Annotated in this window: 13 protein-coding genes and 1 tRNA gene; 10 read left to right on the top strand and 4 right to left on the bottom strand. The window is 70.9% G+C overall.

Going from position 1 to position 19,998, the window contains the following annotated elements; translation table 11 throughout:
- Window positions 1-34: 34 nt before the first annotated feature.
- Window positions 35-2,548: an ATP-dependent helicase HrpB gene (gene hrpB, locus ACZ607_RS04110; protein WP_469731464.1), complete on the top strand. Its 2,514-nt coding sequence runs from the start codon at window positions 35-37 to the stop codon at window positions 2,546-2,548.
- A gap of 63 nt (window positions 2,549-2,611) precedes the next feature.
- Here hrpB and ACZ607_RS04105 read toward each other — a convergent pair whose 3' ends face one another.
- On the bottom strand, window positions 2,612-4,306 hold the full coding sequence (locus ACZ607_RS04105; protein WP_469731462.1) for a lytic transglycosylase domain-containing protein: 1,695 nt from the start codon (window positions 4,304-4,306) through the stop codon (window positions 2,612-2,614).
- Window positions 4,307-4,492: 186 nt separating this feature from the next.
- Between ACZ607_RS04105 and ACZ607_RS04100 the strand changes: the two genes are divergently transcribed.
- Window positions 4,493-5,371, top strand: a complete 879-nt coding sequence (locus tag ACZ607_RS04100; protein WP_469731460.1) for a DUF4184 family protein — start codon at window positions 4,493-4,495, stop codon at window positions 5,369-5,371.
- A gap of 37 nt (window positions 5,372-5,408) precedes the next feature.
- Here ACZ607_RS04100 and polA read toward each other — a convergent pair whose 3' ends face one another.
- Window positions 5,409-8,120 carry a DNA polymerase I gene (gene polA / locus ACZ607_RS04095; RefSeq protein WP_469731458.1) on the bottom strand — a complete coding sequence of 904 codons (2,712 nt, stop codon included), beginning with the start codon at window positions 8,118-8,120 and terminating at the stop codon, window positions 5,409-5,411.
- A gap of 257 nt (window positions 8,121-8,377) precedes the next feature.
- Between polA and ACZ607_RS04090 the strand changes: the two genes are divergently transcribed.
- The 7 genes from ACZ607_RS04090 to ACZ607_RS04060 all read left to right on the top strand — a co-directional run bounded on the left by ACZ607_RS04090 (window position 8,378) and on the right by ACZ607_RS04060 (window position 17,520).
- Window positions 8,378-10,645: an FdhF/YdeP family oxidoreductase gene (locus ACZ607_RS04090; protein ID WP_469731456.1), complete on the top strand. Its 2,268-nt coding sequence runs from the start codon at window positions 8,378-8,380 to the stop codon at window positions 10,643-10,645.
- 92 nt (window positions 10,646-10,737) lie between these two features.
- Window positions 10,738-11,208, top strand: a complete 471-nt coding sequence (locus tag ACZ607_RS04085) for a PaaI family thioesterase (RefSeq protein WP_469731455.1) — start codon at window positions 10,738-10,740, stop codon at window positions 11,206-11,208.
- A gap of 609 nt (window positions 11,209-11,817) precedes the next feature.
- The gene (locus ACZ607_RS04080; RefSeq protein WP_469731856.1) at window positions 11,818-13,026 is read left to right on the top strand and encodes a branched-chain amino acid ABC transporter substrate-binding protein; all 1,209 of its coding nucleotides are present in this window, start codon (window positions 11,818-11,820) and stop codon (window positions 13,024-13,026) included.
- A 135-nt stretch (window positions 13,027-13,161) separates the two neighbouring features.
- Window positions 13,162-14,091 carry a branched-chain amino acid ABC transporter permease gene (locus tag ACZ607_RS04075; protein ID WP_469731453.1) on the top strand — a complete coding sequence of 310 codons (930 nt, stop codon included), beginning with the start codon at window positions 13,162-13,164 and terminating at the stop codon, window positions 14,089-14,091.
- 5 nt (window positions 14,092-14,096) lie between these two features.
- Window positions 14,097-15,890 carry a branched-chain amino acid ABC transporter permease gene (locus ACZ607_RS04070; RefSeq protein ID WP_469731451.1) on the top strand — a complete coding sequence of 598 codons (1,794 nt, stop codon included), beginning with the start codon at window positions 14,097-14,099 and terminating at the stop codon, window positions 15,888-15,890.
- 5 nt (window positions 15,891-15,895) lie between these two features.
- Complete coding sequence (locus ACZ607_RS04065) at window positions 15,896-16,807, top strand: ABC transporter ATP-binding protein (RefSeq protein WP_469731449.1); 912 nt, start codon at window positions 15,896-15,898, stop codon at window positions 16,805-16,807.
- The gene (locus ACZ607_RS04060) at window positions 16,804-17,520 is read left to right on the top strand and encodes an ABC transporter ATP-binding protein (protein WP_469731448.1); all 717 of its coding nucleotides are present in this window, start codon (window positions 16,804-16,806) and stop codon (window positions 17,518-17,520) included. The genes ACZ607_RS04065 and ACZ607_RS04060 overlap by 4 nt, the downstream gene beginning before the upstream one ends.
- 78 nt (window positions 17,521-17,598) lie before the next feature.
- On the opposite strand, the gene ACZ607_RS04055 is transcribed toward ACZ607_RS04060, so the two are convergent.
- Window positions 17,599-18,255 carry an ANTAR domain-containing response regulator gene (locus ACZ607_RS04055; RefSeq protein WP_351280279.1) on the bottom strand — a complete coding sequence of 219 codons (657 nt, stop codon included), beginning with the start codon at window positions 18,253-18,255 and terminating at the stop codon, window positions 17,599-17,601.
- Between the two features lie 99 nt (window positions 18,256-18,354).
- Between ACZ607_RS04055 and ACZ607_RS04050 the strand changes: the two genes are divergently transcribed.
- A tRNA-Leu gene (locus ACZ607_RS04050) sits at window positions 18,355-18,429 on the top strand.
- A 92-nt stretch (window positions 18,430-18,521) separates the two neighbouring features.
- On the opposite strand, the gene pyk is transcribed toward ACZ607_RS04050, so the two are convergent.
- On the bottom strand, window positions 18,522-19,955 hold the full coding sequence (pyk, locus tag ACZ607_RS04045; RefSeq protein ID WP_469731447.1) for a pyruvate kinase: 1,434 nt from the start codon (window positions 19,953-19,955) through the stop codon (window positions 18,522-18,524).
- Window positions 19,956-19,998: the final 43 nt, after the last annotated feature.

Raw genomic sequence — 19,998 nt, 5'->3', positions numbered from 1 at the left:
GGGGCGGGGGCGCCGGCCGTACGAGACTGGGGGCGTGATCCGTACCGACGCCCTGGACCAGTTGCCCGTACGCACCGCGCTGCCCGCCCTGGAGCGGGCGCTCGCCGAGCGGGGGGCCGCGGTGCTCTGCGCGCCGCCCGGGACCGGCAAGACGACCCTCGTGCCGCTGGTGCTCGCCGGGCTGGCCGGCGGCGGCGCGGTGCGCCGGGTGCTGGTCGCCGAGCCGCGCCGGATCGCGGCCCGGGCCGCGGCGCGGCGGATGGCCTGGCTGCTCGGCGAACGGCCCGGCGGCCGGGTCGGGTTCACGGTGCGCGGGGAGCGTGCGGTGGGGCCGGACACGGTGGTGGAGGTCGTGACCACCGGGGTGCTGCTCCAGCGGCTCCAGCGCGACCAGGAGCTGGCCGGGGCCGACGTGGTGATCATCGACGAGTGCCACGAGCGTCATCTGGACGCGGACACCGCCGCGGCGTTCCTCCTCGACGTACGGGCGACGATCAGGCCCGATCTGCGGTTGGTGGCGGCGTCGGCGACCACGGACGCCGCGGGCTGGGCGCGGCTGCTGGGCGATGCTCCGGTGGTCGAGGCGCAGGGGGTGTCCCACCCGGTCGAGGTGGTGTGGGCGCCGCCCGCCCGTCCCGTCCGGCCGCCGCACGGGATGCGCGTCGACCCGGCCCTGCTGACGCATGTCGCCTCGGTGGTGCGCCGGGCGCTCGCCGAGCGGGACGGTGACGTCCTGTGCTTCCTGCCCGGGGTCGGCGAGATCGCCCGGGTGGCCGGGCAGCTCTCCGGGGTGGACGCGGAGGTGCTCCAGGTGCACGGGCGCGCCCCGGCGGCCGTCCAGGACGCGGTGCTGGCCGGATCCCCGGGCGGGCGCCGGGTGGTGCTGGCGACGTCCGTGGCGGAGTCGTCGCTGACGGTGCCGGGGGTGCGGGTCGTCGTGGATTCGGGGCTCGCCAGGGAGCCGCGTACCGACCATGCGCGCGGTCTTGCCGCCCTGACGACCGTGCGGGCCTCCCGGGCCGCCGGGCGCCAGCGCGCGGGCCGTGCGGGGCGCGAGGCCCCCGGTGCGGTGTACCGCTGCTGGGAGCAGGCCGAGGACGGGCGTCTCGCGGCGTTCCCCTCGCCCGAGATCAAGGTGGCCGACCTCGCGGCGTTCGCGCTGCAGGCGGCGTGCTGGGGCGAACCGGACGCCTCCGGGCTCGCGCTCCTGGATCCGCCGCCGGAGGGCGCGATGGGTGCGGCCCGGGAGGTGCTGACGGCCGTCGGCGCGGTCGACGCGGCGGGGCGCGCGACGGACCGGGGCGTACGGATGTCCCGGCTGGGCCTGCACCCCCGCCTGGCCCGTGCCCTGCTGGACGGTGCGGAGGAGGTGGGCGGGCGCCGCGCCGCGGAGGTGGTGGCGCTGCTGAGCGAGGAGCCGCCGCGGGAGTACGGCGACGATCTGGCGCACGCGCTGCGTACCGCACGGCGCGGCGCGGACGGTTACGCGGCGCGCTGGCGGCAGGAGGTGCGGCGGCTCTCCCGGTCCCTGGGGCGCGAGGAGGGCGCGGGTGGCGGATCCGAGGACGCCGCCGTGGGGCTGGTCGCGGCGCTCGCGTTCCCGGAGCGGGTGGCGCGGGGCAGGGGCGAGGGGGCGTTCCTCATGGTGTCGGGCACCGGCGCCGAGCTGGCGGACGGCTCACGGCTGCGCAGCGCGCCGTGGCTCGCTGTCGCGGTCGCCGACCGGCCGGCGCACGCCGCGTCCGCCCGGGTGCGGCTGGCGGCGGTCGTGGACGAGGGCACGGCACGGCTGGCCGCCGGGCACCTGCGGTTCTCCGGCGAGGAGGTCCGGTGGGCGGACGGCGACGTGATCGCCCGCTCCGTGGAACGCCTCGGGGCCGTCGACCTGTCGGTGCGCGCACTGCGCCGGCCGGCCCCGGAGCTGGTGCGCGCGGCGCTGCTGGAGGGACTGCGCCGCGAGGGGCCGGGGCTGCTGCGGTGGACCCGGGACAGCGAGCAGCTGCGGCTGCGGCTGGCGTTCCTGCACCGGGTGCTGGGCGCGCCGTGGCCGGACGTGTCGGACGGCGCGCTGCTGGACCGCGCCGACGAGTGGCTGGAACCCGAGCTCTCCCGGGCGGGCCGCCGCTCGGACCTGGCGCGGATCGATGCCGGCCAGGCGGTGCGGCGGCTGCTGCCGTGGGCGACGGGCGACGCGGCCCGGCTCGACGAGCTCGCCCCGGAGCGCGTCGAGGTGCCGAGCGGATCCAGGATCCGGGTCGACTACGGCGGCGAGCAGCCCGTGCTCGCGGTGAAGCTCCAGGAGCTCTTCGGGATGGGCGAGACACCCCGGGTGGCGGGGGTGCCCGTACTGGTCCACCTGCTGTCGCCGGCCGGGCGCCCGGCGGCGGTGACGGCGGATCTGGCGTCGTTCTGGCGGGAGGGCTACAAGGGCGTGCGGGCGGAGCTGCGCGGGCGGTATCCGAAGCACCCGTGGCCCGAGGACCCCACGACGATGGAGGCGACCCGCTTCACCTCGGCGCGGCTGCGCCGGGACCAGGACGTGCGGTGACGGGCCCGGCCGCCCGCACCGGGGTCACGAGGACCGCGGTGCGGGCAGCCGGTTCCGTACGGGTCAGGCGGCGGGTGCCTCGACCTTCAGCTCGACGGTCAGCGTGGCGCCGCTCGCGGTGGTGAGCCGCAGCGTGTAGGTGCCGGCCGTGTCGTCGGCGTAGATCTTCGGGAGCTCCAGGAGCCCGTCGGCGCCAGTCTTCAGCTCCAGGGTGCGGACCGGTTCGCCGTCCGCGTCCTTGAAGTACGGGCCCTTGTCGTTCTCGGCGGGCTTCTCCGCGTCGGTGATCATCGTCGCGGTGACGGCGGTGTCCGCCACCCCCGTGCCCTTGTACGTCGTCCTGATCCCGACCCGGTCGGCGAACTCGGTGCCGGGGGCGGCCGTCAGGGCCTTGTCGTCGGTGCGGGCGACGGTGTCCGCGACGCGGGCGGTGACGCTCGCGGCGAAGGAGAGGACGCGCGGTTCGGTGGTGCCGGCGACGGCCGTCACCTTGAAGGCGCCGGTCTTCTCGCCGGCCGTCAGGACGGGGGCGGTGACGGTGCCGTCGGCTCCGGTGGTCAGGGTGACGGTGCTCTTCCCGCCGGTGAAGCGGGCGTCCGTGCCGCCGACGACGGCGAAGGTGACCGAGGCCCCGGCGAGCGGCGCCCCCAGCTTGTTCTCGGCGCGGACCTTGACGCGCTCGGTGAACGCCTCGCCGGCCGTGGCGGTGAGGGTGCCGGTGCCCGCGTTCTCGAGGCCGCCGAAGGTCTCGGCCGGGTCCGGGGTGGTGGGCGGCGTCGTCGGAGGTGTGGTCGGCGGCTTGGTCGGCTCGGTCGTCGGCGGTGTCGTGGCCGGCGGGGTGGTGGCGGGCGGGGTGGACGGGGTGGACGGCTTCGAGGTGGCCGGCGGCGTGGTCACGGACGGGGTGGGCGACGGGGAGGACGTGCCGCTCCCGGTGCCCGTGTCCGTCGCCGGGAGGACGCCCGTGCCGTCCGGGACCTCGTGGGTGCCGCGCTTGTAGTACTCGAACCAGGAGCGGACCGTGCGGAGGTACTCCGTCGAGTGGTTGTAGCTCAGCACCGCCTTGTCGAGGTCCGTGGCGAGCGACAGGTCGCGGGTCCCCGCGCAGAGGTAGCGTCCGGCGGACAGGGCCGCGTCGTAGATGTTGTTGGGGTCCTTGCGTCCGTCGCCGTTGCCGTCGGTGCCCCAGGTGGCCCAGGTGGAGGGGATGAACTGCATGGGGCCGACCGCGCGGTCGTGGGTCGAGTCCCCGTCGTACGCACCGCCGTCGGTGTCCTTGATCAACGCGAAGCCCTGGCCGTTGAGTGCCGGGCCGAGGATCGGGGACAGGGTGGTGCCGTTCGCGTCGACCTTGCCGCCGCGGGCCTGGCCGGACTCGACCTTGCCGATCGCGGCGAGGAGCTGCCACGGCAGACGGCACGCCGCGTCGGTGCTCGCGAGGCCCTGCTCGGCCTTCTTGTACGCGGCCAGGACCGAGGCGGGTATGCCCGCTTCCGCGCTGCCGGTCACCGGCAGATTCACGGACGTACCGGGCTTGTTGGGCGTGTCCAGCGGCGGAAGGTCCGTGTGGTACGGCGAGTTGCCCGTGGCCGCGCTGTCACCCGGCTCCGTCGCACCGGCCGCCGTGCGGTCGTCCGAGGCGCTGTCGGGGTGGGGTGCCGCGGGGGCCTGGGAGGCGGAGAGGGCCGCCACGGCGGCGGCGGCCACCGCGGTGGTGGTGGCTCCCCTGCGCAGTCTGCGGCCGAATTGTGCTGCCATACGTGTCGGTCCCTCCCCGTCGACGGCTGTCCGCGCTCCCCGCGCGAGAACTCAGGCGACCCTACGACAACTCCCGCCGCCCGAACACCGGTCCCTGACCGGTTCTTACCGGTTTCTCAGCTTCCCCGCCGTCAAGTCACCAGGACGGTACGGGCGGGTGACACGGGCTCACGCATACTTGCCGCCATGCCGTTCACGCTCAGCCACGCCGCAGCCGTTCTCCCGGGAATCCGCAGGTCCGGCACGGGCCGTGGGCCTCTTCTCGCCTCCGCGCTGGTCGCCGGATCGTTCGCGCCCGACCTCACCTACTACGCCGACACGGTCGTGCCGGGGGCGATGGAGTTCGGCGAGGTGACACACGGCGTATGGGGAGTGTTCACCGTGGATGTCCTCTTCACCGGGGCCCTGGTGGCACTGTGGCTGATGGTGCGCGAGCCCCTCGTCGCGTTGCTGCCCGGGGCGGTGCGGGGGCGCGTGCACGCCTTCGTGCGGGGGCGGCGCCGGGAGCCCGGCCGTCCGGTGCTTCCCGAGGCGGTGTGGTTCGTCGTCTCCGCCGTCATCGGCTCGGCGACCCATGTCGTGTGGGACGCCTTCACGCATCACGACCGCTGGGGCACCGAGCTGGTGCCGGGTCTCGACCGGAGCGTCGGGGGGCATCCGGTGTTCCAGATCGTCCAGTACGGCAGCTCGGCCGTGGCGCTGGTGGTCCTGGTGTGGTTCACGTACACGGGCCTGCGGGGCACCGGGCCCGCTCCCGCCCCGGCGTCCGTGCCGGTGCTGAGCCGGGCCGAACGCAGGGGGGCCGGGGCGCTCCTCGCGCTCTGCGTCCTGCTGGGCGTCGTCCACCGGTGTGCCCGCTGGTACGCCTCGTCCGGGCACGTCGACACGCCTCTCGACATCATCCCGACCGCGTGCTTCGGCGCCGGGGCGGGCCTGGCGGCCGGCCTGGTGCTGTACGGGGTGTGGGTGCGGCTCCTGCGCAGGCCGCCCTCCACGCCCCGGCCGCCGGACGCGCCCCGCGCGGACACCGCGCGGAACAGCCCGGCCGGCCAGGACGCCGGCTGAGACCTCCGGGACCGCCGAGGTCTCGTAGACAGAACAGCTAGTGCGCGGCCGTCTCCCAGTCCTTGCCGACACCGACGGAGACGTCCAGCGGCGCACGGAGCTCGACCGCCGTGGACATCTCGCGGCGCAGGATCTCCTCGACCTGCTCGCGCTCGCCCTTCGCGATCTCCAGCACGATTTCGTCGTGGACCTGGAGCAGCATCCGCGAGGTCAGCTTCGCCTCCGTCAACGCCCGGTCCACGTGCAGCATCGCGACCTTCACGATGTCGGCGGCCGTCCCCTGGATCGGGGCGTTCAGCGCCATCCGCTCGGCGGCCTCGCGGCGCTGGCGGTTGTCGCTGTTCAGGTCGGGGAGGTAGCGGCGGCGGCCGAGGATCGTCTCGGTGTACCCGGTGGCCCTGGCCTCCTCGACGACCCGGTGCAGATAGTCGCGCACCCCGCCGAACCGCAGGAAGTAGGTGTCCATCAGCCCGCGCGCCTCACCGGCCTCGATGTTCAGCTGCTGGGAGAGGCCGAACGCGGAGAGCCCGTAGGCCAGCCCGTACGACATGGCCTTGATCTTGCGGCGCATCTCCGCGTCGACCGCCGACTTCTCGACGCCGAAGACCTGCGAGGCGACCGTCGTGTGCAGGTCCTCCCCGGAGGTGAACGCCTCGATCAGACCGGCGTCCTCGGAGAGATGGGCCATGACCCGCAGCTCGATCTGGCTGTAGTCGGCCGTCATCAGCGTCTCGAAGCCCTCGCCGACGACGAAGCCCCGGCGGATGGCCCGCCCCTCGTCCGTACGCACGGGGATGTTCTGCAGGTTGGGGTCGGTCGAGGAGAGCCGTCCGGTCGCCGCGACCGTCTGGTTGAACGTGGTGTGGATCCGGCCGTCCGCACCGATCGTCTTGATCAGGCCCTCGACCGTGACCCGGAGCTTCGCCTGCTCGCGGTGGCGCAGCATGATGACCGGCAGCTCGTGCTCGGTCTGCGCGGCCAGCCAGGCCAGCGCGTCCGCGTCCGTCGTGTAACCCGTCTTGGTCTTCTTGGTCTTCGGCAGGGCCAGCTCGCCGAAGAGGACTTCCTGGAGCTGCTTGGGCGAGCCGAGGTTGAACTCGCGGCCCACCGCGGCGTGCGCCTCCTTCACCGCCTGCTGCACGGCACCGGCGAACTGCTGCTCCATGGACTCCAGGTGCGCCCGGTCCGCGGCGATGCCGTGCCGCTCCAGGCGGGCCAGCATGATCGACGTCGGCAGCTCCATGTCGTACAGCAGCTCGGTGGCGCCGACCTCCTTCAGCCGCGTCGTGAACGCGTCCCCGAGGTCCAGCACCGCGCGGGCCTGCGCCATCAGCGCGTCGGCCTCCGCGCGGTCGTCCGCGCCGAAGGCCAGCTGCCCGTCGGACGCGGGCGCCGGGGCCAGCTCACGCCCGAGGTACTCCACGGCCAGCGCGTCCAGGGCGAACGAGCGGCGGCCCGGCTTGACGAGATAGGCGGCGAGCGCGGTGTCCATGGTGATGCCGTCCAGCCGCCAGCCCTGCTCGGGGAAGACCCGCAAGGCGTTCTTGGCGTTGTGCAGGACCTTGGGCCGCGCCGGGTCGGCGAGCCACTCGGCGAGGACGCGGTCGTCGGCCTCGTCGAGCTCGGCCGGGTCCAGCCAGGCGGCGGCCCCGTCGGCGGCGGCGAGCGCGAGCTCCGTGACCGTGCCCGAACCCAGCGACCAGGTGTCGACGGTCATCACACCGAGGGGCTGCCCGCCGTGCGCCTCCAGCCACGGGGCGACCTCGCCCGCCCCCAGCACCGCACCGTCCAGCTCGATCCCGGCGAGGGGCTCCGGCGGACCGGCGTCCTCCGCCCCGGGGTCGACGGCGAGGAGCCGCTCGCGCAGGCTCGGGTTACGGATCTCCAGGATGTCCAGCACGCCGGTGACCGCCGTGCGGTCGTACGGAGCGCGCTCCAGCTCGGCCGGGGTCTTCGGCAGCTCCACGTCGCGGACCATCTCGGTCAGCACGCGGTTCATCTTGACCGCGTCCAGGTGGTCGCGGAAATTCTGGCCGGCCTTGCCCTTGACCTCCTCGGCCCGCTCCACCAGCTCCGCGAACGACCCGAACTGGTTGATCCACTTCGCCGCCGTCTTCTCCCCCACACCGGGGATACCCGGAAGGTTGTCCGACGGGTCACCGCGCAGCGCCGCGAAGTCCGGATACTGCCCCGGGGTGAGGCCGTACTTCTCCTGGACCTTCTCCGGGGTGAAGCGCGTCAGCTCCGAGACGCCCTTCGTCGGGTAGAGCACCGTCACGTTGTCCGTGATCAGCTGGAACGAGTCCCGGTCGCCCGTGACGATCAGCACCTCGAAGCCCGCCGCCTCGGCCTGCGTGGCCAGCGTCGCGATGACGTCGTCGGCCTCGAAGCCGTCCACCGCGAACCTGTCGGCGTGCATCGCGTCCAGCAGCTCGCCGATCAGCTCGACCTGCCCCTTGAACTCGTCGGGGGTCTTGGAGCGGTTCGCCTTGTACTCGGGGAACTCCTGGGCGCGCCACGTCTTGCGGGACACGTCGAACGCCACCGCGAAATGGGTGGGCGCCTCGTCGCGCAGCGTGTTCGCCAGCATCGACATGAAGCCGTACACGGCATTCGTCGGCTGCCCCGTCGCCGTCGTGAAATTCTCCGCGGGCAGGGCGAAGAACGCCCGGTACGCCAGGGAGTGCCCGTCCATCAGGAGCAGGCGCGGTCGGTTGTCTGCCGTCTTCTTCGATGCCGTCTCAGCCACGCCCCCGATCCTGCCACGGACCACTGACAATCCGGACCGGCCACCGCTCCGGATCGCCTCGGCCCGCCTTCACCACGGCCGCCGGACCGGTCTTCCGGCCTCCTCCGCTTCCCGCGGGACAGCCCCGCACGCGTGCATGACAGGATCGAAGGACTGTGAAGGCGTAAGAAGACGTGACAGGACGCCACGGCACGCACGGACGCGGCACCCGCGCCCGCGCCGCGCCGGAGGCGGCCGAAGGCTCGAAGGGGAGCACCATGGCCACGAAGCCCCCGACCGGAGACCCGGTCCAGGACGCGCCGCAGATCGACCCGGTCCAGCACGCCGCAGCCGGGCTGCCCGCCGTCGCCCACACCCTGCGCATCGCCCAGCAGCAGATGGGCGTACGGCGCACCGCGCAGACCCTCCTCAAGGTCAATCAGAAGAACGGCTTCGACTGCCCCGGCTGCGCCTGGCCGGAGGGCGACAAGCGCCACACCGCCGAGTTCTGCGAGAACGGCGCCAAGGCCGTCGCCGAGGAGGCGACCCTGCGCCGCGTCACCCCCGACTTCTTCGCCGCCCACCCCGTCGCCGATCTGGGCACCCGCAGCGGGTACTGGCTCGGCCAGCAGGGACGCATCACGCAACCCGTGTACCTGCCCGAGGGCGCCGACCGGTACGAGGCCGTGTCCTGGGAGCGCGCCTTCGAGATCATCGCCGAGGAGCTGACCGCGCTCTCCTCCCCCGACGAGGCGCTCTTCTACACCTCGGGCCGCACCAGCAACGAGGCGGCGTTCCTCCTCCAGCTCTTCGCCCGCGAGTTCGGCACGAACAACCTGCCGGACTGCTCCAACATGTGCCACGAGTCGTCCGGCTCCGCGCTCACCGAGACCATCGGGATCGGCAAGGGCAGCGTCAGCCTCGAGGACCTGCACCAGGCGGACCTGATCATCGTCGCCGGCCAGAACCCGGGCACCAACCACCCCCGGATGCTCTCGGCCCTCGAACAGGCCAAGTCCGCCGGAGCGAAGATCATCTCGGTGAACCCGCTGCCCGAGGCCGGACTGGAGCGGTTCAAGAACCCCCAGACCCCCCTCGGCATGCTCAAGGGCGCCGCCCTCACCGACCTCTTCCTCCAGATCCGCATCGGCGGCGACCAGGCGCTCTTCCGCCTGCTGAACAAAATGATCATCGAGGCCGGCGCCGTCGACACCGCGTTCGTCGCCGAACACACCCACGGCTACGAGGCGTTCGCCCAGGCCGCCCGCGACGCCGACTGGGACGACACCCTCACGGCCACCGGCCTGGACCGCGAAGCCATCGAGCAGGCGCTCGCCATGATCCTGGCCTCGGAGCGCACCATCGTCTGCTGGGCCATGGGCCTCACCCAGCACAAGCACTCCGTGCCCACCATCCGGGAGGTGGTCAACCTCCTCCTGCTGCGCGGCAACATCGGCAGGCCCGGCGCCGGCGTCTGCCCCGTGCGCGGCCACTCCAACGTCCAGGGCGACCGCACCATGGGCATCTTCGAACGCCCGGCCCCCGCCTTCCTCGACGCCCTCGACCAGGAATTCGGCATCACCTCGCCCCGGCATCACGGCTACGACGTCGTACGCGCCATCCAGGCACTCCGCGACGGCGACGCCAAGGTCTTCTTCGCCATGGGCGGCAACTTCGTCGGCGCCACCCCCGACACCGCCGTCACCGAAGCCGCGATGCGCCGGGCCCGGCTCACCGTCCACGTCTCCACCAAGCTCAACCGCTCGCACGCCGTCACGGGCACCCGCGCCCTGATCCTGCCCACCCTCGGCCGTACCGACAAGGACGTCCAGGCGGGCGGGAAGCAGTTCGTCACCGTCGAGGACTCCATGGGCATGGTCCACGCCTCGCGCGGCAACCTCGCCCCCGCGAGCCCCCACCTGCTCTCCGAGCCCGCGATCGTCGCGCGCCTGGCCCGCGCCGTCCTCGGCCCCTCCTCCACCACCCCCTGGGAGGACTTCGAGAAGGACTACGGCACCATCCGCGACCGCATCGCCCGCGTCGTCCCCGGCTTCGAGGACTTCAACGCCCGCGTGTCCCGGCCCGGCGGCTTCACCCTCCCCCACGCCCCGCGCGACGAGCGCCGCTTCCCCACCACCACGGGCAAGGCGAACTTCACCGCCGCCCCCGTCGAGTACCCGGAGCTTCCCGAGGGCCGGCTGCTGCTCCAGACCCTGCGCTCGCACGACCAGTACAACACCACGATCTACGGCCTCGACGACCGCTACCGCGGCATCAAGGGCGGTCGCCGCATCGTCATGGTCAACCCCGACGACGCCCACGCCCTCGGCCTCGCCGACGGCTCCTACACGGACCTGGTCAGCGAGTGGAAGGACGGCGTCGAGCGCCGCGCCCCCGGCTTCCGCGTCGTGCACTACCCCACCGCCCGGGGCTGCGCCGCCGCGTACTACCCGGAGACCAACGTGCTCGTCCCCCTCGACTCCACCGCGGACACCAGCAACACCCCGGCCAGCAAGTCCGTCGTCGTCCGCTTCGAGCAGGCCTGAGCACCCGCACACCCGCTAAGCGCACGCTCAGCCGTCTGATAAGAACAGTGCACACAGCAACGGACGAACGCACACGATCGGAGCCGGACCCCATGGGCGAGCACACCACCCCCACGTTCCCCCAGGAGATCATCGACGAGTACGCGGCACTCGGCGTCGACCTCCCCGCACTCTTCTCCGCCGGCCACCTCGGCGAGCGCATGGGCGTCACCATCGTCGAGGCCTCCGCCGACCGCGTCGTGGGCACCATGCCCGTCGAGGGCAACACCCAGCCCTACGGACTGCTCCACGGCGGCGCCTCCGCCGTCCTCGCCGAGACCCTCGGCTCCATCGGCTCCATGCTCCACGGCGGCGCCGCCAAGCTCGCCGTCGGCGTCGACCTGAACTGCACCCACCACCGCGGCGTCCGCAGCGGCCTCGTCACCGGCGTCGCCACCCCCGTGCACCGCGGCCGCTCGACCGCCACGTACGAGATCGTCATCACCGACGAGCACGACAAGCGCGTCTGCACCGCCCGCCTCACCTGCCTCCTCCGCGACACCCCTGGACCCGCCGCGGGCTGACCGCCCGCCCCGACACGCCCCTGCCCGGTCCGGAACGCGCACCGCATTCCGGACCGGGCAGAGCCATATCCGGGCCCATGGCCGGAAGTTGACGAACACGCAGGGTCAACACCCTTGACCGCCAAGCCCGTTCCATGACCCACTTCAAGGGCCGCACACCCCCGGAGCGCCTCACACACATCCCACAGATGTAACACTGCGTAACATGTGTGCAATACACGAAAAACGTCGCGCACCCCGCCCCCGCGCCACCCGCCGGCACTCCGCCGCGCCCCTTCCGCCCCGATTCGGGCGACAGCACCAAGATCACCCCAAGCCCCTTAGCAGAGCTGCGGGTTCTCACCATGCGGTCACTCCGCCGCCCGGGCAAATGCCGTACACCTCCACACTGCGGCCAACAAGCCTTCCCCACGGCATAACAAGACAGTCACATCATCACCGGACCCATCCCGCACCCCCTCACCTGCCCTTAGAGTCACGGCCAGTCACCGCGCCGCCGGGCGCGTCTGCTGCACGGCCCTGTATCGACCAGTACGGCCCGGCGATCGTCACGGCACCTCAGCAGAGGAGGCCGCGCCAGGGAAAGGACCTTTCGTGCGACACCGTTCTTTGCTCATACTCACCACAGTGCTCACCACAGGCGCACTCACGCTCACCGCCTGCGGATCGCGCGACGACGACTCCAAGAGCAGCGGCGGCGGCGACACCCAGACCGTCGTCATCGGTGTCGACGCACCCCTGACCGGCGACCTCTCCGCCCTCGGCCTCGGCATCAAGAACTCCGCCGACCTCGCCGTCAAGACCGCCAACAAGGACAAGACCGTCCCCGGCATCACCTTCGAGCTCCAGGCGCTCGACGACCAGGCCCAGCCCTCCGTCGGCCAGCAGAACGCCCAGAAGTTCATCGGCAACAAGGACCTCCTCGGCGTCGTCGGCCCCCTGAACTCCGGCGTCTCCCAGTCGATGCAGAAGCCGCTCAACGACGCCACCCTCACCCAGGTCTCCCCCGCCAACACCGGCACCGAGCTGACCCAGGGCAACAACTGGAAGACCGGCGACAAGAAGCGCCCGTTCAAGACCTACTTCCGCACCGCCACCACGGACGCGATCCAGGGCGCCTTCGCCGCGAAGTACCTCTTCGACAACGCCAAGGTCAAGGAGGTGTACCTGATCGACGACCAGAAGCCCTACGGCGCCGGCCTCGCCGCCTCCTTCAAGACGACCTTCACCGAGCTCGGTGGCAAGATCGTCGGAACCGACCACATCAACCCCGACGACCGCGACTTCAACTCCGTCGTCACCAAGGTCAAGCGCTCCGGCGCCAAGGCCGTCTACTACGGCGGTGAGTACCCCGCCGGCGCCCCCCTGAGCCAGCAGCTCAAGGACAGCGTCCAGATCCCGCTCATGGGCGGCGACGGCATGTACAGCGCCGACTTCATCAGCCTCAACAAGAAGGCCGAAGGCGACATCGCGACCTCCGTCGGCAAGCCCGTCGAGGAGCTCGACTCGGCGAAGAAGTTCATCGCCGACTACAAGACGGCCGGATACAAGGACGCCTACGAGGCCTACGGCGGCGGCACCTACGACGCCACCTGGTCCATCATCGAGGCCGTCAAGGCCGTCGTCGCCGACAACGACGGCAAGCTCCCCGACGACGCGCGCGCCAAGGTCCTCGACGCCATGGCCCAGGTCAAGTTCGACGGTGTCACCGGCCCCGTCTCCTTCGACGAGTACGGCGACACCACCAACACCATGATGACCGCCTACCAGGTCACCAGCGGCAAGTGGGCCTCCAAGCTCAGCGAGGCCGTCAAGTAGGTCTTTCGTCCAAACGAGAGGCCCTAGGTCCACCACGGACCCCACGGTCACAGCGCACTCACACAAGACCGCGCGGGAGCGCTACGAGCGCTCCCGCGCGGTGCCATATCCGAACCACTCCACGGAGGCCCGGCGGTGCACGAACTGCCGCAACAGCTGGCCAATGGACTCATCCTCGGCGCGATGTACGGTCTCATCGCGATCGGTTACACGATGGTCTACGGAATCATCCAGCTCATCAACTTCGCACACGGCGAGATCTTCATGATCGGGGGCTTCGGAGCCCTCACGGTCTACCTCGGGCTTCCGTCCGGATTCTCCCTCCTCGCCGCGATACCCCTCATGATCGCCGGCGGAGTCATCTGCTCCGTCGCCATCAGCGTCGCCGCCGAACGCTTCGCCTACCGGCCACTGCGCACGGCACCACGCCTCGCCCCCCTCATCACCGCCATCGGCCTCTCCCTCGCACTCCAGCAGGCCGTATGGATGTGGTACCCCGACGCCACCAAGGACCGCTCCTTCCCCCAGTTCAAGGGCGAAGCGATCGACATCTTCGGCGCCCACATCCAGCGCGGTGACCTCTTCGTCCTCATCGCCGCACCCATCTGCATGCTCGCGCTCGGCCTCTTCGTCTCCAAGACACGCGCAGGCCGCGGCATGCAGGCGACCTCCCAGGACCCCGACACCGCCAAGCTCATGGGCATCAACACCGACCGCATCATCGTCATGGCCTTCGCCATCGGTGCCGCGTTCGCCGCCGTCGCCGCCGTCGCCTACGGGCTCAAGAACGGCCAGATCGGCTTCCGCATGGGCTTCATCATGGGCCTCAAGGCCTTCACGGCGGCCGTCCTCGGCGGCATCGGCAACATCTACGGCGCCATGCTCGGCGGAGTCGTCCTCGGCGTCGCCGAAGCACTCGCCACCGGTTACATGAGCGACGTACCCGGCATGGAGCTCTTCGGCGGCGGCGCCTGGAAGGACGTGTGGGCCTTCGTGCTCCTCATCCTCGTCCTCCTCATACGCCCGCAAGGCCTGCTGGGCGAACGCGTCGCGGACAGGGCGTGATATCCATGACCACCAACACCGCCCTGCTCCCCCTGCCCACCGCGGCAGCCCGCGCCGCCACCACCGCCGGCGCCGCGCTCGCCCTCATCGGCACCTTCCTCGCCTGGACCTACACCGACACCTTCCCCGGCGACCTCACCGTCACCGGATACCCCGGCGGACTCCAGGTCCTCACCCTCATCAGCGCGGCACTCACCCTCCTGTTCGCCCTCTCCGGGTACGGGATCAAGGGCCTGCGCTGGCTCACCCCCGGCGGCACCAACAGTCCCACCCGGCTCCTCGCCATCGGGACCCTGCTCACCACCGCCTACACCGTCGTCGCCGTCATCGTCACCAAGGACGGCAACGACAACCTCCTCGGACTGGTCGAACTCGAACCGGGAGCCTGGGTCAGCCTCGTCGGCGCACTCGTCGCCACCGTCGCCGCCCTCGGCCTCCCCAACGACCAGCCCCTCGACGACACCACCACCCCGAGCGCACTCAACCGATTCCTCGGCAGCCTCCGCGCACCGGCACCCGCCCGCGCCAAGGCACTGCCCGCCTGGGCCGAGATCCTCATCATCGCCGGGGCCTTCGGCGTCGCGCTCTACGTCTTCACCTACGGCATCGACACCGAGTACGCCGAACTCTTCATCGGCTACGTCATCGCCGTCGGCTTCGGATTCACCGCACTCACCCGGGCCGGACTCGTCGCCCGCGTCACCGCGCTGACCTCCAAGCACCGCAACGTCACCCTGTGCGCCGCACTCGTCGCCGCCTTCTGCTTCCCCTTCACCCAGCAGAACGAGGAATACGCCCTCATCGGCGCCAACATCCTCATCTTCGCGACCGTCGCACTCGGCCTCAACGTCGTCGTCGGCCTCGCCGGCCTCCTCGACCTCGGCTACGTCGCCTTCCTCGGCGTCGGCGCCTACGCCGCGGCACTCGTCTCCGGCAGCCCGCTGTCCCCCGTCGGCGTCCAGTTCCCCTTCTGGGCCGCCGTCCTCACCGGAGCCGCGGTCTCCCTCGTCTTCGGCGTCGTCATCGGCGCCCCGACGCTCCGCCTCCGCGGCGACTACCTCGCCATCGTCACCCTCGGGTTCGGAGAGATCTTCCGCCTCACCGTCAACGCCCTCAACGGCGTCAGCGGCCCCGACCTGACCAACGGCTCCCAGGGCATCCCCAGCATCCCCGACCTCAAGCTCCTCGGCTTCGACTTCGGACTCAGCCACGACCTCGGCGGCTTCACCCTCGGCAGGTCCGCCAACTACTACCTGCTGATGCTCCTCTTCACCGCCGTCGTCGTCCTCGTCTTCCGACGCTCCGGGGAATCCCGCATCGGACGCGCCTGGGTCGCCATCCGCGAGGACGAGACCGCGGCCACCGCCATGGGCATCAACGCCTTCCGGCTCAAGCTGCTCGCCTTCGCCCTCGGCGCCACCCTCGCCGGCCTCGCCGGAACCGTGCAGGCGCACGTCTCCTACACGGTCACCCCCGAGCAGTACCAGTTCGCCGGGTCCGTACCCCCGAACTCCGTGTTCCTCCTCGCCGCCGTCGTCCTCGGCGGCATGGGAACCCTCAGCGGCCCCCTCGTCGGCGCCGCACTGCTCTACCTGATCCCGGCCAAGCTGCAGTTCATGCAGGACTACCAGCTCTTCCTCTTCGGACTCGCGCTCATCCTCCTGATGCGCTTCCGTCCCGAAGGGCTCGTCGCCGACCGCCGGAAGCAGCTGGAGTTCCACGAGACCGGCCAACTCGACGTACCACCGGACACACCACTCACCGACACAGCCGCCGGCACCACGAAGGCGGGGGCGTGACCACCATGACCAAGACAGACGCACCCACCGGCACCACCGTCCTCGACGCCAGCGGCGTCACCATGCGCTTCGGCGGCCTCACCGCCGTACGAGGTGTCGACCTCACCGTCAACGCGGGCGAGATCGTCGGACTCATCGGACCCAACGGCGCCGGCAAGACCACCTTCTTCAACTGCCTCACCGGCCTGTACGTCCCCACCGAGGGCAAGGTCAGCTACAAGGGCACCGTCCTGCCGCCCAAGCCCCACCTCGTCACCCAGGCAGGCATCGCCCGTACCTTCCAGAACATCCGGCTCTTCGCCAACATGACCGTCCTGGAGAACGTCCTCGTCGGACGCCACACCAGGACCAAGGAAGGCCTCTGGTCCGCCCTCCTGCGCCTCCCCGGCTACAAGAAGGCGGAGAACGCCAGCCGCGAACGCTGCATGGAACTCCTCGAGTTCATCGGCCTCGCCGACAAGGCCGACCACCTCGCGCGCAACCTCCCCTACGGGGACCAGCGCAAGCTGGAGATCGCCCGCGCCCTCGCCAGCGACCCCGGCCTCCTCCTCCTGGACGAGCCCACCGCCGGCATGAACCCCCAGGAAACCCGCGTCACCGAAGAGCTCATCTTCGCGATCCGGGACCAGGGCATCGCGATCCTCGTCATCGAGCACGACATGCGGTTCATCTTCAACCTCTGCGACCGCGTCGCCGTCCTCGTCCAGGGCGAGAAACTCATCGAGGGCACCGCCCCCGTCGTCCAGGGCGACGAACGCGTCGTCGCCGCCTACCTCGGCACCCCCTTCGAAGGCGCCCCCGGCGCCGAGGAAGCCGCCGAGGTCGAGGCCGCCGAAGCCACGGCGGCAGCGGGCACGGGCGCCGGCAGGACCGAACCCACCACCGCCACCACCACCGAGGAGGAGGACACCCGATGACCGCACTGCTCGAGGTCGAAGACCTCCGCGTCGCCTACGGCAAGATCGAAGCCGTCAAGGGGATCTCCTTCACCGTCGAAGCCGGCCAGGTCGTCACCCTCATCGGCACCAACGGCGCGGGCAAGACCACCACCCTGCGCACCCTCTCCGGCCTCCTCAAGCCGGCCGGCGGCCGCATCCTCTTCGAGGGCAAGCCGCTGACCGGCATCCCGGCACACAAGATCGTCTCCCTGGGCATCGCCCACTCCCCCGAGGGACGCCACATCTTCCCCCGGCTGACGATCGCCGAGAACCTCCTCCTCGGCGCCTACCTCCGCAACGACAAGGCAGGCATCGAGAAGGACGTCCAGCGCGCCTACGACCTCTTCCCCATCCTCGGGGAACGCCGGAAGCAGGCCGCCGGAACCCTCTCCGGAGGCGAGCAGCAGATGCTCGCCATGGGGCGCGCGCTCATGTCCCAGCCCAAGCTGCTCATGCTGGACGAGCCCTCCATGGGACTCTCGCCGATCATGATGCAGAAGATCATGGAGACCATCGTCGAGCTCAAGGCGGCGGGCACCACGATCCTGCTCGTCGAGCAGAACGCCCAGGCCGCCCTCTCCCTCGCGGACCAGGGCCACGTCATGGAGGTCGGCAAGGTCGTCCTCTCCGGCACCGGCGCCGACCTGCTCCACGACGAGTCGGTCCGCAAGGCCTACCTCGGCGAGGACTGAGCACCCGCTCCGCACACGGGAAGGGCCCGCCCCCGGAACGCTCCGGGGGCGGGCCCTTCTCCATACGCGCGTACGGGACTACTCGGCCGACTTCTTCTTCTCCTCGGCGTCCTCGATCAGCGCCTCGGCCAGCTGCTGCATCGACATCCGGCGGTCCATCGACGTCTTCTGGATCCAGCGGAACGCCGCCGGCTCGGAGAGCCCGTAGTCCGTCTGCAGGATGCTCTTCGCCCGGTCCACCAGCTTCCGGGTCTCCAGCCGCTGCGAGAGGTCCGCGATCTCGCTCTCCAGCGCCTTCAGCTCCGCGAACCGGGACACGGCCATCTCGATGGCCGGCACCACGTCGCTCTTGCTGAACGGCTTCACGAGGTACGCCATCGCACCGGCGTCCCGGGCCCGCTCGACCAGATCCCGCTGCGAGAACGCCGTCAGCATCAGGACCGGGGCGATGGACTCCTCGGTGATCTTCTCGGCGGCGGAGATCCCGTCGAGGACCGGCATCTTCACATCGAGGATCACGAGGTCCGGCCGGTGCTCCCGCGCCAGCTCGACGGCCTGCTGCCCGTCCCCGGCCTCGCCGACGACCGAGTAGCCCTCTTCCTCCAGCATCTCTTTGAGGTCGAGGCGGATGAGCGCCTCGTCCTCGGCGATGACGACGCGGGTCGTCAGCGGCGGGACGTGCGACTTGTCGTCGTCGACGGCGTCTACGGGCTGGGGCGACTCGGGGGTGGTCACGGGGCTCCTTGGTCAAGACAGGGGTGCTGCTCCCAAGAGCCTACCTAGCTACGATAAGCTGGATCATCGGCGGGTCGAAGTAAACCTTCGATTCATCGCGCCCCGGTAGTCCAATTGGTTAGAGACAATGGATTCAAAACCCATACAGTGTCGGTTCGAGTCCGACTCGGGGTACTTTCCTTAGATTCCAAGGTCGAGTGATAGTAGCCCGACGGGCGTCCGTCGCCCTCATGGACGCTCACGTCGGGCCGAAGTACTGACGACCGTCACTTCGGGCTGTCGTCCTCGCCGATGTGGTGCACTCGCACCAGGTTCGTCGAGCCCGCGACCCCCGGCGGGGACCCGGCCGTGATGACCACGATGTCGCCCTTCTTGCAGCGGCCGATCCGCAGCAGCTCCTCGTCCACCTGGGCCACCATCGCGTCCGTCGAGTCCACGTGCGGGCCCAGGAACGTCTCCACGCCCCACGTCAGGTTCAGCTGCGCGCGGGTGGCCGTGTCCGGGGTGAAGGCGAGGAGCGGGATCGGGGAGCGGTAGCGGGAGAGGCGCTTGACCGTGTCGCCGCTCTGGGTGAAGGCCACCAGGAACTTCGCGCCGAGGAAGTCGCCCATCTCGGCTGCCGCGCGGGCGACCGCGCCGCCCTGGGTGCGGGGCTTGTTGCGGTCGGTGAGGGGCGGGAGGCCCTTGGCCAGGATGTCCTCCTCGGCCGCCTCGACGATGCGGGCCATGGTGCGGACGGTCTCGACGGGGTACTTGCCGACGCTGGTCTCGCCGGAGAGCATCACGGCGTCCGTGCCGTCGATGACGGCGTTGGCGACGTCGGATGCTTCGGCGCGGGTCGGGCGGGAGTTGTCGATCATCGAGTCGAGCATCTGGGTGGCGACGATGACCGGCTTGGCGTTGCGCTTGGCGAGCTTGACGGCGCGCTTCTGGACGATCGGGACCTGCTCCAGGGGCATTTCGACGCCGAGGTCGCCGCGGGCGACCATGATGCCGTCGAAGGCGGCGACGATGTCGTCGATGTTGTCGACGGCCTGGGGCTTCTCGACCTTGGCGATGACGGGGAGGCGGCGCCCCTCCTCGTCCATGACGCGGTGGACGTCGTCGATGTCGCGTCCGGTGCGCACGAAGGAGAGGGCGATGACGTCGGCGCCGGTGCGCAGGGCCCAGCGGAGGTCGTCGATGTCCTTCTCGGAGAGGGCGGGGACGGAGACGGCGACGCCCGGGAGGTTGAGTCCCTTGTGGTCGGAGACCATGCCGCCTTCGATGACGGTGGTGCGGACGCGGGGCCCGTCCACCCCGGTGACCTCGAGGGTGACGCGGCCGTCGTCGATGAGGATGCGCTCGCCGGCGGTGACGTCGGAGGCGAGGCCGTCGTAGGTGGTTCCGCAGGTGGTGCGGTCACCTTCCATGGGTTCGACGGTGATGGTGAAGTCGTCGCCGCGTTCAAGGAGTACGGGGCCTTCGGCGAAGCGACCGAGGCGGATCTTCGGGCCTTGAAGGTCGGCGAGGATTCCTACGCTGCGGCCGGTTTCCTCGGACGCCTTGCGCACATGGCGGTAGCGCTCTTCGTGTTCGGCGTAGGTGCCGTGGCTGAGGTTGAGGCGGGCGATGTCCATTCCCGCTTCGACGAGTGCCTTGATCTGCTCGTATGTGTCGGTTGCGGGTCCCAGGGTACAAACGATTTTTGCTCGGCGCATGGTTCGAGCCTAGACCTTACCTGCGGGTAGGTAATTGTCCCTG

Source organism: Streptomyces sp. NPDC104381 (assembly GCF_055583745.1).
Note: the sequence above shows the minus strand (reverse complement) of the source record. Positions and strands in the feature narration are given on the sequence as shown.

Bases quoted from the DNA above. Each gene is read 5' to 3' on its own strand.
- ACZ607_RS04105 (WP_469731462.1), bottom strand. From the start codon at position 4,306: ATGGCAGCACAATTCGGCCGCAGACTGCGCAGGGGAGCCACCACCACC.
- ACZ607_RS04100 (WP_469731460.1), top strand. From the start codon at position 4,493: ATGCCGTTCACGCTCAGCCACGCCGCAGCCGTTCTCCCGGGAATCCGC.
- ACZ607_RS04090 (WP_469731456.1), top strand. From the start codon at position 8,378: ATGGCCACGAAGCCCCCGACCGGAGACCCGGTCCAGGACGCGCCGCAG.
- ACZ607_RS04085 (WP_469731455.1), top strand. From the start codon at position 10,738: ATGGGCGAGCACACCACCCCCACGTTCCCCCAGGAGATCATCGACGAG.
- ACZ607_RS04070 (WP_469731451.1), top strand. From the start codon at position 14,097: ATGACCACCAACACCGCCCTGCTCCCCCTGCCCACCGCGGCAGCCCGC.
- ACZ607_RS04065 (WP_469731449.1), top strand. From the start codon at position 15,896: ATGACCAAGACAGACGCACCCACCGGCACCACCGTCCTCGACGCCAGC.
- ACZ607_RS04060 (WP_469731448.1), top strand. From the start codon at position 16,804: ATGACCGCACTGCTCGAGGTCGAAGACCTCCGCGTCGCCTACGGCAAG.
- pyk (WP_469731447.1), bottom strand. From the start codon at position 19,955: ATGCGCCGAGCAAAAATCGTTTGTACCCTGGGACCCGCAACCGACACA.